The organism is Amycolatopsis echigonensis, assembly GCF_014174495.1.
In the GTDB taxonomy this organism is placed as follows: Bacteria; Actinomycetota; Actinomycetes; order Mycobacteriales; family Pseudonocardiaceae; genus Amycolatopsis; species Amycolatopsis echigonensis.
On sequence record NZ_JACJHR010000132.1, the window covers coordinates 1 to 14,712 of the forward strand.

Consider the following 14,712-nt stretch of genomic DNA (forward strand, 5'->3'; position numbering starts at 1 on the left):
CTCCACCATGACCACCAAGGTCGCACTTGTCACCGGCGCTTCTTCGGGTATCGGTGAGGCCACCGCCCTCAAGCTCCAGGAAGCCGGCTACATCGTCTACGGCGCGGCGCGGCGAGTGCCGCGCATGCAGCACCTGACCACGTCGGGCATCCGGCCGCTGGCGATGGACGTCACTGCGGATGCCGACATGGAGGCCGGCGTCGCGAAGATCGTCGCGGAGACCGGGCGGATCGACGTGCTGGTCAACAACGCCGGCTACGGCTCCTACGGCGCGGTGGAGGACGTGCCCATGGACGAGGCGCGTGACCAGTTCGAGGTCAACGTCTTCGGCGCGGCACGCCTGACCCAGCTCGTCCTGCCGCACATGCGGGCGCAGCGCTCGGGCACGATCGTCAACATCACCTCCATGGGCGGCAAGATCTACACCTCGCTGGGCGCCTGGTACCACGCCACCAAGTTCGCTCTCGAAGCCCTCAGCGACTGCCTGCGTATGGAGGTCAAGCCCTTCGGGATCGACGTCGTGGTGATCGAGCCGGGCGGCGTCAAATCAGAGTGGGGCGACATCGCCGCGGAGAAAGTCCGCACCGTCTCCGGCACTGGGCCATACGCGCCCCAGGCCAACGCCGTAGCCAACTCCCTCAGCTCGGAAGCCAACGAGGGCCGGCTGTCCTCCCCGGACCTGATCGCCAAAACGATCGTCAAGGCGGTCCGGGCCCGCCGCCCCAAGACCCGCTACGCGATCGGCTTCGGCGCCAAGCTCATGATCTTCCTGCACGGCGTGCTACCCAACCGCACCTTCGACTCGTTCATGCGGCGCGCCACCGGCGTCCCCGCATCCTGAACCACACAACATTCACCACATCAAGCGAACTTCCCACGACCGGGCCGACGCTCGGGGTGCGGCTGCGGGCTTCACCCCGGGCGTCCTCGTCGACGACCGCGATCACAACGCCACCACGGATCCGCAAGGGCTCACCGGCACAGCTAGCTCCTGGAGCGCCATTCGGCCATCAGAAGCGAAGACCGCCCTGGTCACCGGCGCTTCGTCGGCTATCGGCGAAGCGGTCGCCACAAGCTGCACACCCTCGGCCGCACCGTCTACGACACCGCACGACGCGCCGCACGCCTGTCCGGCGTCACAGGGGTCCGCCCGTTCTCGATGGATGTCACCGACGAAGTATCGACGAGGGTGGGCGTGCAGCAGATCATCGCCGAGTCCGGCCGAATCGACGCACTGGTCAACAACGCCGGCTACGGCTCTTTCAGCGTCATCGGATACGGCGTTTGGCTTGGTCCCGTCGATCCGGCGGCGGTCCAACGGCGACAGCAGATGGCCTGCGCATCAGACTTCCTGACCGACGGGGCGCCCGTCGACGATCTGGTCGAGGTACTCGGACATGCCGTGTAGGGCTGTCCCGTCGGACAAGGACCACTGCATCAGCGCTTCGACTATCCGGGTGACCTGCGGTTCGCCGTTGTCGTCCTGGCGCCTGTTGCGTAGCGGCAGCTTCGAGAGCACTTTGCCCGTCATGATCCATTCTCGGCCGCCGGCTTCGAGCGTGGCGGTGATGCCGGTTTGCTCGTCGCGGTCGTCTCGCTCGGTCACGATCCGCAGCGAGTCGACCGAGGCGAGTTCGGTTCCGTCCCATACGAAGCCGCCCTGGATCGCCGAGCCGTCCGGACGACCGAACCAGGCAGCCATGAAGCCGAACCCGTCGGTACTTCCGTGGAGCCAACGGTAGAACCACGGTGCTTGCCAGGAGCGCGGCCCCCACGAGTGGTCGCGCAGGCCATAGCCGACGACTTCGGTGCTCCGGGCGCCGATGCGCACTCGGCCGCGCGCGGAGAGCAGTTGCTCGTAGTGGTGAGGCGCGAACGACTCCTCGCCGGTCTCGAAAGTGTGGTCAAATACGGGTGCGACACCTGTGATCGCGAGTTCGAGTGCACACCGGAGCTCCCGGCTGCCGCGGAATGCTGCGCCGGGATCGGCGAGCTGGGAAGGATCGTCGAGGACGAACACCTCGCCGTCGAACGTGATGTCGATGTGCTGGAACGGTTCCCGCACGACGAAGCGAAGGCCGGCCGCGTCGAACCTCTCGTTGGAAAGGACTTCCGGTCGTTGGAAGGCGAAGGCGACCTTACCGTCAGGCAGATAGAGGCAAATCGTCATCTCTCCGCGCCCCTCATTCGGCCGATTCGCGAGACGAACGAAGCCACCGAGGCCAGCGCCGGGGTCGTGGACGTGGAAGTACATCGACTCGTTGAAGTTGACTTCCGGGCCAACGGGGTGGGTGTAGTCGTCTTCGGGCCGCACTGTTCTCCTGAGCGGTAGGTCAAACGAGCTCGAGAGCCTCATGAAGCAGGAACTTGATCGTGCTCTCGAGGTCAGCGATGTCAACGGAGCCGTGGTTGGCGAGGGCACCGCCGCGCCGACGAAATACGACACCTTGCAGCAGCGTGGCCGCCTTCCAGTGCGTGAAAGCCCGGTAGTACGGCAGCTCGGAAACGTCCAGCCCGGTGGCGGCCGCGTACGCGTCCACCAGCCGGTCCCGGTGGTGGAACCCGCCAGCCCGGGTTGGGCTGGGCATAACGATGGCCGGGTCCTCCGGCCCCTTCCAGTCGTCCACCAGCCATGCGAGATCGGCAAGCGGATCGCCGAGCGTGCAAAGCTCCCAGTCCAGGACCGCAGTCACGCGACCTTGTTCGACCAGCAGGTTCGACAGCCGGAAGTCGCCGTGCGCGATCGAGGTCCGCTGCTGGCAGGGGATGCGCTTGGTCAGGCGTCGTCGGCATTCAGCCCATTCGGCCGCCGCGGCACCGGCCGCGTCCCACATCGCCCAGTTGCGCTCGGTGCGCCGGATCTGCCGCTCGAGGTAGCCGTCCGGACGGCCGAGCGCGTGCAGACCAACGTCGAGCGGGGTGAGGCTGTGCAACGTGACGAGCACCTCGGCGACGTGCCCGCTGATGAGGAGCCGGTCGGACCTGGACAGCCCCTCTGCCTCTGCCTCGGTCTCCAGCACCTCGCCCTGCGCTCGTTCCATGACGTAGAAGGGTCCATCGACTCCGGCTTCGTCCTGGCCGGTCGCCACCACGGTCGGAACCGGGACAGGTGACACCGCGAGCGCACGCAGGATCCGGGCTTCGCGGTGGACGTCGTGAGCGGTGCGGTCGTGGGCCCCGGCTGGTGGCCGGCGCAGGATCCATTCCCGTCCGTCGTGGTCCCGCACCAGGCAGGTCACGTTGGACTGACCGGCACCGACGCGGTGCACCTCGACCGGCGGGGAGAGCTCGGGAACCAGCCCCGCCAACCAGTCGGCGAGCGAAACATCCTGCGTCGCGGTCATCCTCGCACCCGGTTCTCCAGCACTCGACGCCCGATCGTGTGGGGGCCCAGCAGCTTGTCCAAACCGGCCTTGGCGGCTTCGTGGCAGCCGGGGCATGCAGGCACGCGGCTCCCGGACCGTAGTGAGATGAACGGCACCGTGAGCGCGGCGGCCGCGTTTCCGGTGCAACAAGAGGAGTGATGACCCAGCGGCGCGCAGAAGCATTGGCAACGCTCGCCCGGGAGGACAGACGTAGTCGCGTTCATGGCGTGTTCTCCGAATTCCGCACCGGAGCGGGATGCCTCGCGATGGCGGCCCCGCGCTCCAGCAGACCATCTACGTCGGAGATCCCCCAGTCTTCGAGGACCCTCCGGGTGTCCCCACCGGGTGACGGTGGCGGCGTCCGGACGCGGCTCACCGTGCGCGAGAAGCGCGGTGCCGGAGCCGGCTGCAGACGGCCGTCCGACTCGACCACCGTCGCGCGGGCCGCGAGGTGGGGATCGTCCTTCGCCTCGGCCAAACTCAGCACCGGGGCGACGCACGCGTCGGATCCCTCGAACACCTCGGTCCACTCGGCGAGGGTGCGCGCTGCGAAAGTGTCGGCGATGCGCTCGCGCAGCGCCGGCCAGCCGGCCCGCTCGTGTTGCTTGGCCGGGTCCTCGTCCAAGCCGATCTTCTCAAGCAGCTCGGCGTAGAACTTCGCCTCGATGGCTCCGACCGACATGTGGCGGCCGTCCTTGGTCTCGTAGACCTGGTAGAAGGGCGCGCCGCCGTCGAGCAGGTTCACACCTCGCTCGTCGCGCCACGTACCCGTGGCGAGCATCGCGTGGGTTCCGGCCAGCAAGTGGGCCGTCCCGTCGACGATCGCTGCGTCGACGACCTGGCCTCGGCCGTTTCGCCGTGCTTCGACCATAGCGGCGAGCACGCCGATCACGAGGTAGGCGCCACCTCCTCCGAAGTCGCCGATCAAGTTGAGGGGAATCTGCGGCGGGCCGCCGGCATCGCCGATGGCGTGCAGGGCACCGGTCAACGCGATGTAGTTGAGGTCATGGCCGGACTGGGACGCCCGCGGACCGGTCTGGCCCCATCCGGTCATCCGGCCGTAGACCAGGCGCTCGTTCCGCCGGAAGCAGTCGTCCGGGCCGAGACCGAGGCGCTCGGCGACGCCCGGGCGGAATCCTTCGATGAGGATGTCGGCCTTCGCCACCAGGTCGAGCGCGGTGGCCACGGCCTCCGGGATCTTGAGGTCGAGCAAGATCGACTTCTTGCCGCGGTTGAGGAGGTCGTCCTCCGGCCGGCCGGGGAACACCGAGTTCCCTCCCGGCCGGTCGATGCGGATCACCTCAGCGCCGAGATCGGCCAGCGTCATGCCGGCAAACGGACCGGGCCCGATGCCCGCCAGCTCGATAACCCGGCATCCGGTCAGGGGTCCGGACGTCATTGTCGTTCGCCTCCTCGTTCGGTCTTCAGGGGACAACCACGGCGAAACGCCAGTCGAGCACCGCGCGGCCAGGGTCGCCGTCCGCGGTCACCCGCGAGCGCAGGTGCACCAGGCCGCCACCGGCCGCGAGCGGTTCGGTCTGCTCGACCTCGACGGTGCTGCGGAGCGTGTCGCCTTCGCGGACTGGCCCCACGTGATCGCAGCTGCGCCAGCCGGTCACCGTCGCGATCGTCGGCAAAGCACGCGTGACCTGGGCCAGAGCGAGTCCGATCGTGTGTCCGCCGTAGACGAGGCGTTTCCCGCCGGCCGCGACGGAGTCGTGGTGAACCTTCGCGATGTTCAGGGTGAGCCGCGCCAGCTCGGGACCGCTGGATACGACGTCGCCTCCACCGACCTGCCACCGCTGGCCCAGCTCGATGTCAGCGAACGTCGGGCCGTCCAGGCGACGGGCGATGCGGTCGAGCCGCCAGCCGCGGACTGACTCGGTCAGGGTTCCGGGGCCGGGCAGCACGCCGACGCGGTCCAGGTCGTCCGCGTGGCCGGTAACGGCGTACTCGTCGCGCAGCGGAAGCATCGCGCAACGCCAGAAGTCGAGTACGGGCCGGTCCTCCTGGTCCGTGGTGGTGATCCTCAGGGCCGCGAGACCGGTGGGCCGGCGCCCCGGCTTCGGGCTGTTCTGACGGAGGGCGACCACCTCGGTTGACGTCCGCAGCGTGTCCCCCAGCTCGGGTTGGCGGCGGAGTACCAGGCCTCGGTAGAACAGGTTGGCCTTGACGTGGTGCGTGGCGACCGTCGACTGGCCGATCGCGACGTCCCAGACCAGTGCGGGCGGTGCGATCGCCCGGTCGGCGACTTCGCGGGATAGTGCCTCGTCGAGGGCGAGCGGCATCCGGCCGCCGACGATCGCCCGATGGGCACTGGCGAGCCCGGAGGTCAGCGTCACGCCGGGCGCGCTCCGGAAGCGCCGGCCGACCTCGAGTTCGTCGAAGTAGGGCCCCTCCGCGACCGATTCCGTCATCGCGCGCCTCCCGCCCGGGCGAGGACGCGGCGGGCTTCTACAGCGAGAGCCTCGTCGATCATCCTTCCGTCCACGTCGACCGCGCCGGCGCCGCGAGCGTGCGCGGCGGCCAAGGCGTCGACGACCCGCTGCGCATGGCCGAGCTGCTCGGGGGACGGGGTGAAGGCGGACACGACGTCGTCGATCTGGCTGGGGTGGATTACCCACTTCCCGTCGAAGCCCAGGCCGGCGGCGCGCGCAACCGCGGCCGTGAACTGTGGATCGGTGTCCGTCCGGAGGTAGGGGCCGTCGACCGCGGCGATCCCGGCTGAGCGGGCAGCAACGAGCACTTGGTGCTGCGCGGGCAGCCAGGAATCGAGTCCCGTGTCGCCGAGTCGGCCGAGGGAAGCAGCCAAGTCGGCGTATCCGATGACGAGGCCTTCGAGACGTGGCGAGGATTCAACGATCTCAGCCAGGTTGCCGAGGCCGGCCGCGGACTCCACGAGCGCCTGCACCCCGAGCCGCTCCTCGCGATCGGCAGCAGCCTCGACACCATCGAGCAACCGGTCGATGAACGCGAGGTCCCCCGCGCTTTCGACCTTCGGCACGACGATCGACTGCAGAGCGGGGCCCGCCGCCGCGCAGGCCGCCACGTCGGCGTGGCACCACGGCGTCCCCGGTGCGTTCACACGGACCGACAGTCGTTTCCCGACGACCTCGAGCGGAGAGAATCGCCGGATCAGCGCCTGGCGCGCCGCCGCCTTCTCGCCCGGCGGCACTGAGTCCTCCAGGTCGAGCACCACTTCGTCGGCCGCGCCCGACAGCGCCTTGTCGATCTTGTGTGAATCCGAGGCAGGCACCGACAGGCAGCACCGCCGAACTGCGTACCGGGCCACAGCCGTCATCCGCCCTCCTTCTTTTAATCTATATTAGACTATAAACTGACCCGCGAACACAACCGGAGTAAGGAGCAGCAGGGTGAGCAGTCTTACCGCCGAGGAGCAGTCGGTCGTCGAGGTCGTCCGCGAGTTCGTCGACCGCGAGGTGCGGCCGGTAGCCCGTGGCCTGGAGCACGCCAACGAGTACCCCGAGAAGCTGATCGAGCAGATGAAGGAACTCGGTATCTTCGGTCTCGCAATCCCCGAGCCCTATGGCGAGGCGCCCGTGTCGACACCCTGCTACGTGGGCGTCACCACCGAGCTCGCGCGTGGCTGGATGAGCCTCGCCGGCGCAATGGGCGGTCACACCGTGGTGTCGAAATTGCTCTTGAAGTTCGGCACCGACGAACAGAAGCAGAAGCACCTCCCCAGGATGGCCACCGGTGAAGTCCGCGCGACGATGGCGTTGACCGAACCCGGTGGCGGCTCTGACCTGCAGGCGATGATGACTACCGCGCGACCGGACGGCGACGGCTACCGTGTCAACGGCTCGAAGACCTGGATCAGCAACGCCCGGCGGTCCCAGCTGATCGCCCTGCTTTGCAAGACCGACCCGAAGGCCACTCCGCGGCATACCGGGATCAGCATCCTCCTGGTCGAGCACGGTGAAGGCCTCACGGTTTCCCGCGACCTGCCGAAGCTGGGCTACAAGGGCGTCGAAAGCTGCGAGCTGAACTTTGACGAGCACTACGTCCCGGGCGAGGCCGTTCTGGGCGGCGTGACGGGACAGGGCTTCACCCAGATGATGAAAGGCCTGGAGATCGGCCGCATCCAGGTCGCTTCCCGGGCACTCGGAGTCGGGCAGGCCGCATTCGACGACGCGCTGCGCTACGCACAGGATCGCGAAAGCTTCGGCAAGCCGATCTGGAAGCACCAGTCGATCGGGAATTACCTCGCCGACATGGCGACGAAGCTTACTGCGGCGCGCCAGCTGGTCTTGCACGCGGCGGAACGCTACGACGCCGGACAGCGGTGCGACATGGAGGCGGGCATGGCCAAACTGTTCGCCTCGGAGACAGCCATGGAGATCGCACTGAACGCCGTCCGGATCCACGGCGGCTACGGCTACTCGACGGAGTTCGACGCCGAACGCTACTTCCGCGACGCGCCGCTGATGATCGTCGGCGAAGGCACCAACGAGATCCAGCGGAACGTCATCGCCGGCCAGCTCGTATCGCGGGGCGGCCTGTCGTATTGAGCCCTGGTTCGGGCCATTGCGGCCACACGGCCGGTTGGGCCGGATATAATCAACGCGTGGCTAAAAAACCCGCGCAGACCTCATCGGACGCGCCCGGCGGCTCGAAGTCCGCTCGCACCCGCGAGCGGATCCTCGACGCTGCCGCACATGTCCTGAGCAGGAAGGGGTACGCGGGCACCCGGCTGACCGACGTCGCCGAGCAGGCCCAGCTTCAGGCGCCGGCGATCTACTATTACTTCCCGTCCCGCGAGGACCTGATCGAGCAGGTCATGTGGACGGGGATCGCGCACATGCGCGAGCACCTCAACGCGGCGCTCGCCGCGCTGCCTGAAGACGCCGCGCCCCTGGAGAAACTGGACGCTGCGGTAGAGGCTCATCTCCGCTACGAGCTGGAGATCTCCGACTATACGACGGCGTCGATCCGCAACGCCGGCCAAGTCCCGGAGGAGCTGCGGATCCGATATTCGGCGGAGGCGACCAAGTACGGCGACGTCTGGCGCAAGCTGATCCAGGAGATCGCCGACGCGGGTCAGCTCCGGGACGACCTGGACGCACGGGTGGCCCGGATGCTGGTTCTGGGCGCACTCAGCTGGGCAGCGGAGTGGTGGAACCCCCGTCGCGGGACCCTCGATCATGTGGTCAAGACCGCCCAATCGCTGGCGCGGCACGGGCTCGGCACCCCTGAAGCCGTCGCCGAAGCTGACCCACTCCCCGGACGGAAGCCCCGCGCCATGCGGTCGGCTAGTACCGCTCGCTGACGTAGACCACGCCAACTCCCCCGAGTCGAGTCGAGCTGCCGTCTCAGCCGACGATCGCGAGGAGCGGCACCGTGAGTGATGACGTTGGCGGCCCTTTGGCCAGCATCCGAGCTGCATTTGCCGGTCCTCGCGCATGGCTCTGCTCGCCGGTGCCGCCGCCGGCATGCTGACGATGCTGGGGCCGCGGGCATGGCTCGGCCCAGTCGACTGGGCGGGACTCGGCCAGTGGGTCGGCGGGCTGGGTGCCTTTCGCCGCTGGCTTCGCACTCCGACTCGCCCGTGACGAGGTCAGCCGGGAGAATCGGCGGGAGGCCGAGCGGCTCCGGGTACACGCGCACTACATCGTGACCGGCGCGACGGGATCCGTTCCCCAGAAAGGCGTACAGGTGTGGGTGCGAAACACTGGGAAAGAGCCGGTGACGGAGGTCGACATGGTCGCCTTGCACTACATTGGGCCGAACCAGGAGTTCGTGATTCCTTGTGCCTCGGTCGACGGGCGCCGAGCGGTGCTGCTTCCCGACGGCCGTCGGGATTCGTGGGTCGACTCCACCGAAGACAGTCTTCCTGCGGCGATGCTTGTCGGGCGCATGGGCCTCGTGCCTGTACCGGAGATTCGCGTCCAAGACCCCGCCGGCAGTAGTTGGCAGCGGCTCGGCGAAAACCCGCTGATCAGGTCGTCGCCATGAGACGGCGCTTCTCCGCGAACTCCAGGGCGTCGTGCCAGGAGGTGCGCTTCATGATCTGCACCCGGTATTTCATGATCACCGTCTGTCCGTTGATCGCGAGGGCGCCGACCAGGCTGTCGCCGGCCCGGTAGAGGGCCACGCAACGTCCGTCGCGCTCGAGATCGCCGTCGACGATGCGGACCTCGTCCGCTTCCGGGGACCCGACGAACTGGATCCGGCTGTCGTACCAGTCAGACCAGAAATACGGCACCGTCTGGTAGGGCCTCGCCGAGGCCGGGTCGAGTGCGTTGCGAGCCGCGAGCGCACCCTGCTCGGCCGCGCTCGTCCAGTGCTCGAGCCGCATCAGCCGGCCGAAGAGAGGGTTGTGCCACCGGGCGACATCGCCCGCCGCGTAGACGCCGTCGACGCCTGTGTAGAGGCGCTCGTCGCACACGATGCCGTTGTCGAGCTGCAGACCCGAGCCTTCCAGCCACTCGACGGCCGGGCTAGCTCCGACGCCGACGACGACCAGGTCCGCGGGCAGCCGGGTACCGTCGGACAGGACAACCTGTTCCACTCGCCCGTCTCCTTCGAACGCTGCGACGCCGGTCCCGCATCGCAGCTGGGTGCCGTTGAGCTGGTGTAGGGAGGCACACGCAGCCCCCATGACGTCGCCGACGGCGCGCACGAGCGGCGTGGGCAGCGCCTCGATCACCGTGACGTCGAGGCCGCGCTTGCGGGCGCCCGAGGCGATCTCCGAGCCGATGAACCCCGCGCCGATCACCACCGTCCGCGCCCCGCGGTCGAGCGCCTCGCGCACCGCGACCGCGTCGTCCAGGGTCCGGAGCGTGTGGACGCCGTCGAGGTGGTCCGTTCCCGGTAGCGTCCGTGCGGTGGCGCCGGTGGCGATGACCGCGGCGTCGTACGGCACAGCCTGGTCACCGACGACAACGGCGCGCGCCGAGGTGTCGAGACAGGTGGCCGGGCTCCCGAGCAGGAGATGCACCCCAAGCTCGTCGCGCAGAGTGTCTTCCGTGCGGAATGTCGTCGGCTCTGGAACGGCTCCGGGAGCCAGCTTGTCGAGATATGCTTTCGACAGCGGCGGCCGGTCGTAAGGCAGGTGCCGTTCGGCGCCAATGAGCGTGATCTCGCCCTCGAAACCTGCCTTGCGGGCCGCTTCTACGGCACGCAGGCCAGCGAGCGATGCACCCACCACGACCAACTTGTTTTTCGACATTACACACGCACCCTTCCGGCTCGTCTGCTCAGCGCTCGAGACGCAGGGCCTCGGTCGGACAGCCGGCGACGGCCTCCTCTACTCCGGACACCTGGTCGTCCGAAATGACCTCCAGCTTGAGCTCCAACTCCCCTGCCTCGTTCACCTCGAACACGTCGGGCGCCAAGGACTCGCAGATTCCCAAGCCGGTGCACTTGTTCCAGTCCACAACGATCTTCACGATGATCTCCTCTCTCCCGTCACCTGGTGGCGGCGACCGGGTACTGCTGGGCGATCTGCTCGACGACGAGCTTCGCCGTTTCGGCGCACGCCGTGGTGCCGCCGTTGCCGTACTCCTTGACCCCGTCGCCGACGTTCCACAGGTTCGGGATCGGTGTGGTGTGGGGCAGGTCGAACCCGGCGACCGCGCGCTGCGGCGGCCAGTCGTCCCGGGTGACGACCGTCGACAGGATTCGGGCGCTGCCGAACCCGGCGATCTCGTCGCGCAGGTCCGCCAGGAGTAGCTCGGTCTCGGCGGCTTCGTCGAAGTCGCCGACCGACGGCTTCGGCACCGAGGTGCCGGCGTAGAGGTGCCAGCCTTCCGGCGCCATTTCCGGGCAAACATCGGTGAAGTTCGCGACGTAGCAGAGCCGGCGAGTCTTGGCGAAGCTGAGCATCCCGGGAGCGTCGACCAACCGCTCTCGGCTGGCGAAGTTCACGGTGATCATGGCGGTCGGCCGGTCACCTCGGCGGACCTCATCGCGATAGTCATCGGGCAGGTTATCCGCGCCCACGAGACCGACGGTCGCGGCCGGACCGGTGTCACTCACTGCGATGCGCGTCGTGACCTCGACGGATTCGCCGCCGCGCTCGATCACCGCACCGGTGACCCGGCCTTCTGAGACAGTGAGGGAACGGACCGAACTGGACATCCAGATGTCGCCGCCACCCGCCGTGATGTTCTCAGCAAGGGAGTTCCAGACCCCGACTGTGCCTTCCGGGCAGAAGCCGAACTTCTTGAACGCGCTGCGGCGAGTGAAGTAGGTCAGGAAGACCTTCGCCGGAAGGTCCTCCGACCCCACCGCGAAGACCGAGCCGCACATGTTGCGGAAGATGCCGTGCACGGACTCGTTCTTCGTGTACTTGCTGACCCACTCCGCGGTGGTCATCTGGTCCTCAGGCAGGCCGTCGTCCTTGCGCGCCGCGCCGAGTCCGCTGACGAGCTTGGCGCCCTGCTTGGTCAGCTTCGACAACAGGAAGCCCCAGCCACCGCCGGTGACGTCGATGTCCTTGCCTCCGATCCGGTAAAGGATCGGCGGAGAGGGGCGCCGGACGTCGAACTTCGCGCCGACCTCTTCGAAGGTCTGCTGGGTGATGCCGTCGACCTCGATGACGATCGCGCCGTTGTTTACCTTGAAGCCGTCGATGTCCCTGGTGGACGCTCGGCCGCCGACCTGGTCGAGCCGCTCGACCACGAGCGTGCGGTACCCCAGGTGTGTGAGCCGCGCGGCCGTGAACAGGCCGCCGGCGCCGGCTCCGATGACCAGGGCGTCGTAGTCGTGGTTGCTCATCATGTGCCTTTCAGCCGACGGGGTTGGTGCCGGGGACGGAGCCGGTCATGTCCGTGATCTCCGGCCAGCGCTCGGCAACCTGCGCGATCGTCGGAACTTCACCGAAGGTGACGCCCTTGGACTGGAACAGCTGGACACGCTGCACCTGGCCGCCGCCGACGACGAACACCGATCCACTGTCCGCGCACTCGTCGCTGACCAGGTGCCCGACGACCGGGGCGACGTGTGCGGGCGCCAGCTTCTCCAGTAGCTCGGGCGGAGCGACGTCTACGGTCATCCGGGTCGCCGCCATGGGTGCCACGGCGTTCGCGAGGATGTTGGACTTGCGGCCCTCGATCGCCAGCGTGTTGACCAGGCCGACCAGCCCGTTCTTCGCGGCTCCGTAGTTCGCCTGGCCGAAGTTGCCGTAGAGACCGGTGGTCGAGGACGCCACGACCACCCGGCCGTAGCCCTGCTCACGGAAATGCGGCCACGCGGCCTTCGTCACGAAGTAGCCGCCAGACAGGTGGACCCGGAGCACGCTCTCCCAGTCGTCCGAGGTCATCTTGTGGAAGGCCCGGTCGCGGAGGATGCCCGCGTTGTTCACCACGGCGTGCACAGCGCCGAACTCGTCGAGCGCGGACTGCACGATCGCTTCCGCGCCGTCCTCGGTCGCGACGCTGTCGTAGTTCGCCACGGCCTGGCCGCCGGCGTCCCGGATCTCCGCGACGACGTCGTCCGCCATGGACCGCCCGCTGCCGCTGCCGTCCCGCGCGCCGCCGAGGTCGTTGACCACGACCTTCGCGCCGGACGCGGCGAGCAGCAACGCGTATTCGCGGCCGAGCCCGCCGCCCGCTCCCGTGACGACGACAACGCGGTCTTGCACTCCGGACATGCGATTTCCTCCTGGAACTGCGGGTTCAGTACGAGCTGGGCAGGCCGAGACTGTGCTGGGCGACGAAGTTGAGCACCATCTCGCGGCTGACCGGGGCGGTGCGCATCAGCCGGGTGACGAACCAGAGGTCCGCGAGGCCGTACTCCCGAGCGAGGCCGTTGCCGCCGTGGGTCTGGATGGCCTGGTCGAGGGCCTTGAGGGCGGCCTCGGCCGAGACGAACTTGGCGACGTTCGACGCCTCCGCCGCGTTTCGTCCGCCGTCGAAGAGCTCGGCCGCGCGGGTTGTCGCCAGCCGGGCCATTTCGACGCCGATGTGCGCTTCCGCCAAGGGATGCGCGATGCCTTGGTGTGCGCCGATCGGGACCGACCAGACGTTGCGCTCCCGCGCGTAGTCCACGGCCTTCGCCACGGCATAGCGGCCGACACCGTTGCACAGCGCGGCAGCGAGGATGCGCTCGGGGTTGAGGCCCGCGAAGACCTGGCGCAGGCCTTTGCCCGCTTCCCCGATGAGAGCGTCCGGTCCGACGTGGACGTTGTCGAGGAAGACGGTGAACTGCTTGTCCGGCGAGACGAGCGCGGTCTCGATGGGTTGCAGCGTGAGGCCGGGTGCGTCGGTCGGCACCACGAACAGCGACAGCGGGCTGCGCCCGGTCGCCTGCTTCTCGCCGTCGCGGACGACCATCAGCAGCGCTTCGCTCTCGTCGGCGGCCGAGATGTAGTACTTGCCACCGGAGATCGTCCAGCCGTCGGCGTCGCGCCGCGCGGTGGTCGTCACGTTGTGGCTGTTGGAACCGGCGTCGGGCTCGGTGAGGGCGAAGGCCATCCGGCGGGCGCCGGAAGCGATGCCGGGCAGCCAGTCCGCTTTCATCTCCGGCGACGCGTGGGCCGCCAGGATCGAACCGCAGATCGCCGGGGAGATCACCGCGATGAGCATCGGCATCCCGTGCGCGGCGAGCTCCTCGACGACGACCACGAGCTCGGACAGCCCGGCTCCGCCGCCGCCGTACTCCTCCGGGAGGTGCACGCCGAGCAACCCGGCCTCGCCCAGCTCGTTCCAAAGCTCACCGATGTTTTCACCGTTCCGCGCGCGTTCCGCGAAGTACTCGTGGCCGTACTTGGCGGCGATCTTCGCGACGCTCTCCCGGATGAGCCGGATGTCGTCGTTGTCGATGACCAGTCCGGTCATGTTCACCGTCCCTCGAAGTTCGGCCGGGTCTTGTGGGCAAAGGCGTCGATGGCGCTGACCGCGTCCAGTGTGGCCGCGGTCCGGGCCAGGGCCTCGGTCTCCGCGTGGAGCTGTTCCGGCAGGCTCGCGCTCCACGAGTCGCGCAGCAGCCGCCTGATCTCGCCGTACGCGCGCGTGGGTCCCTGCGCGAGCCGCCGCGCGACCTCGCTTGTCCGGGCTTCGAGCCGGTCGGCGGACACGACCTCGGAGACCAGGCCCCAGTCGAGTGCCTCGTCGGCGTTCAGCACGCGCTCGTCGAGATACAGCTGACTCGCCCGCCGGAGCCCGACGAGCCGGGGCAGGAACCACGAGTTCCCGCCGTCGCCGGAGAGCCCGAGCGCGGCGAACCCGGTCGCGAACTTCGTGCCCTCAGCCGCCAGCGCGATGTCCGCGATGCAGAGCAGACCGAGTCCGCCCCCGGCCACGGCGCCGTGCACGCCGGCGATGATCGGCGCGTCGATCTCGCTCAGGAGGCGAAGCGCGGTGTGGTAGCCGCTCGTCATCCG

16 protein-coding genes are annotated in these 14,712 nt (G+C 68.4%); 5 read left to right on the forward strand and 11 right to left on the reverse strand.

All coding sequences use genetic code 11. From position 1 onward, the window contains the following. Positions 1-7: 7 nt before the first annotated feature. Complete coding sequence (locus tag H5411_RS43395; RefSeq protein ID WP_183127509.1) at positions 8-841, forward strand: oxidoreductase; 834 nt, start codon at positions 8-10, stop codon at positions 839-841. Positions 842-1,126: 285 nt separating this feature from the next. Next, positions 1,127-1,408 (forward strand): SDR family NAD(P)-dependent oxidoreductase, encoded by a 282-nt coding sequence (locus H5411_RS43400; RefSeq protein WP_246370387.1) that lies wholly within the window; start codon positions 1,127-1,129, stop codon positions 1,406-1,408. Here the strand turns inward: H5411_RS43400 and H5411_RS43405 are convergent. The 5 genes from H5411_RS43405 to H5411_RS43425 form a co-directional block, all read right to left on the reverse strand. Continuing rightward, positions 1,343-2,314 (reverse strand): DUF7064 domain-containing protein, encoded by a 972-nt coding sequence (locus tag H5411_RS43405; RefSeq protein WP_312878742.1) that lies wholly within the window; start codon positions 2,312-2,314, stop codon positions 1,343-1,345. The two genes, H5411_RS43400 and H5411_RS43405, sit on opposite strands and share 66 nt — an antisense overlap. Positions 2,315-2,333: 19 nt before the next feature. Continuing rightward, positions 2,334-3,344 carry a phosphotransferase family protein gene (locus H5411_RS43410; RefSeq protein ID WP_183127485.1) on the reverse strand — a complete coding sequence of 337 codons (1,011 nt, stop codon included), beginning with the start codon at positions 3,342-3,344 and terminating at the stop codon, positions 2,334-2,336. 241 nt (positions 3,345-3,585) lie between these two features. Further along, positions 3,586-4,764 carry a CaiB/BaiF CoA transferase family protein gene (locus H5411_RS43415; RefSeq protein WP_183127487.1) on the reverse strand — a complete coding sequence of 393 codons (1,179 nt, stop codon included), beginning with the start codon at positions 4,762-4,764 and terminating at the stop codon, positions 3,586-3,588. A 25-nt stretch (positions 4,765-4,789) separates the two neighbouring features. Beyond that, complete coding sequence (locus H5411_RS43420; RefSeq protein WP_183127489.1) at positions 4,790-5,782, reverse strand: MaoC family dehydratase; 993 nt, start codon at positions 5,780-5,782, stop codon at positions 4,790-4,792. After that, the gene (locus H5411_RS43425; protein ID WP_183127491.1) at positions 5,779-6,666 is read right to left on the reverse strand and encodes an HpcH/HpaI aldolase/citrate lyase family protein; all 888 of its coding nucleotides are present in this window, start codon (positions 6,664-6,666) and stop codon (positions 5,779-5,781) included. Before H5411_RS43425 ends, H5411_RS43420 begins: the two co-directional genes overlap by 4 nt. Before the next feature lie 73 nt (positions 6,667-6,739). Here H5411_RS43425 and H5411_RS43430 point away from each other — a divergent pair, with 73 nt between their 5' ends. From H5411_RS43430 to H5411_RS43440, 3 genes are all read left to right on the forward strand, one after another. Next, positions 6,740-7,897, forward strand: coding sequence for an acyl-CoA dehydrogenase family protein (locus H5411_RS43430; protein ID WP_183127493.1), 1,158 nt, complete (start codon positions 6,740-6,742; stop codon positions 7,895-7,897). A gap of 56 nt (positions 7,898-7,953) precedes the next feature. After that, positions 7,954-8,655, forward strand: coding sequence for a TetR/AcrR family transcriptional regulator (locus tag H5411_RS43435; RefSeq protein ID WP_183127495.1), 702 nt, complete (start codon positions 7,954-7,956; stop codon positions 8,653-8,655). A gap of 416 nt (positions 8,656-9,071) precedes the next feature. Beyond that, a complete protein-coding gene (locus tag H5411_RS43440) occupies positions 9,072-9,341 on the forward strand; it encodes a hypothetical protein (RefSeq protein WP_183127497.1) in 270 nt (89 codons plus the stop codon). Here the strand turns inward: H5411_RS43440 and H5411_RS43445 are convergent. The 6 genes from H5411_RS43445 to H5411_RS43470 form a co-directional block, all read right to left on the reverse strand. Then, entirely contained in the window at positions 9,325-10,557 is a 1,233-nt protein-coding gene (locus tag H5411_RS43445; protein WP_183127499.1) for an NAD(P)/FAD-dependent oxidoreductase, read from the reverse strand. The genes H5411_RS43440 and H5411_RS43445 overlap by 17 nt on opposite strands. A 28-nt stretch (positions 10,558-10,585) precedes the next feature. Beyond that, positions 10,586-10,777, reverse strand: a complete 192-nt coding sequence (locus H5411_RS43450; RefSeq protein ID WP_183127501.1) for a ferredoxin — start codon at positions 10,775-10,777, stop codon at positions 10,586-10,588. Positions 10,778-10,796: 19 nt separating this feature from the next. Beyond that, positions 10,797-12,110 carry a phytoene desaturase family protein gene (locus tag H5411_RS43455; protein WP_220818259.1) on the reverse strand — a complete coding sequence of 438 codons (1,314 nt, stop codon included), beginning with the start codon at positions 12,108-12,110 and terminating at the stop codon, positions 10,797-10,799. 7 nt (positions 12,111-12,117) lie between these two features. Continuing rightward, entirely contained in the window at positions 12,118-12,981 is an 864-nt protein-coding gene (locus H5411_RS43460) for an SDR family NAD(P)-dependent oxidoreductase (RefSeq protein ID WP_183127503.1), read from the reverse strand. A 25-nt stretch (positions 12,982-13,006) separates the two neighbouring features. Beyond that, positions 13,007-14,167: an acyl-CoA dehydrogenase family protein gene (locus tag H5411_RS43465; RefSeq protein WP_183127505.1), complete on the reverse strand. Its 1,161-nt coding sequence runs from the start codon at positions 14,165-14,167 to the stop codon at positions 13,007-13,009. A gap of 2 nt (positions 14,168-14,169) precedes the next feature. Then, positions 14,170-14,712, reverse strand: a 543-nt coding sequence (locus H5411_RS43470; protein ID WP_183127507.1) for an enoyl-CoA hydratase/isomerase family protein, incomplete at its 5' end; no start/stop codon positions are given.

Excerpts from the sequence above, each read along its gene's own strand:
- H5411_RS43395 (WP_183127509.1), top strand. The coding sequence starts at position 8 with ATGACCACCAAGGTCGCACTTGTCACCGGCGCTTCTTCGGGTATCGGT.
- H5411_RS43410 (WP_183127485.1), bottom strand. The coding sequence starts at position 3,344 with ATGACCGCGACGCAGGATGTTTCGCTCGCCGACTGGTTGGCGGGGCTG.
- H5411_RS43415 (WP_183127487.1), bottom strand. The coding sequence starts at position 4,764 with ATGACGTCCGGACCCCTGACCGGATGCCGGGTTATCGAGCTGGCGGGC.
- H5411_RS43420 (WP_183127489.1), bottom strand. The coding sequence starts at position 5,782 with ATGACGGAATCGGTCGCGGAGGGGCCCTACTTCGACGAACTCGAGGTC.
- H5411_RS43425 (WP_183127491.1), bottom strand. The coding sequence starts at position 6,666 with ATGACGGCTGTGGCCCGGTACGCAGTTCGGCGGTGCTGCCTGTCGGTG.
- H5411_RS43445 (WP_183127499.1), bottom strand. The coding sequence starts at position 10,557 with ATGTCGAAAAACAAGTTGGTCGTGGTGGGTGCATCGCTCGCTGGCCTG.
- H5411_RS43455 (WP_220818259.1), bottom strand. The coding sequence starts at position 12,110 with ATGATGAGCAACCACGACTACGACGCCCTGGTCATCGGAGCCGGCGCC.
- H5411_RS43460 (WP_183127503.1), bottom strand. The coding sequence starts at position 12,981 with ATGTCCGGAGTGCAAGACCGCGTTGTCGTCGTCACGGGAGCGGGCGGC.
- H5411_RS43465 (WP_183127505.1), bottom strand. The coding sequence starts at position 14,167 with ATGACCGGACTGGTCATCGACAACGACGACATCCGGCTCATCCGGGAG.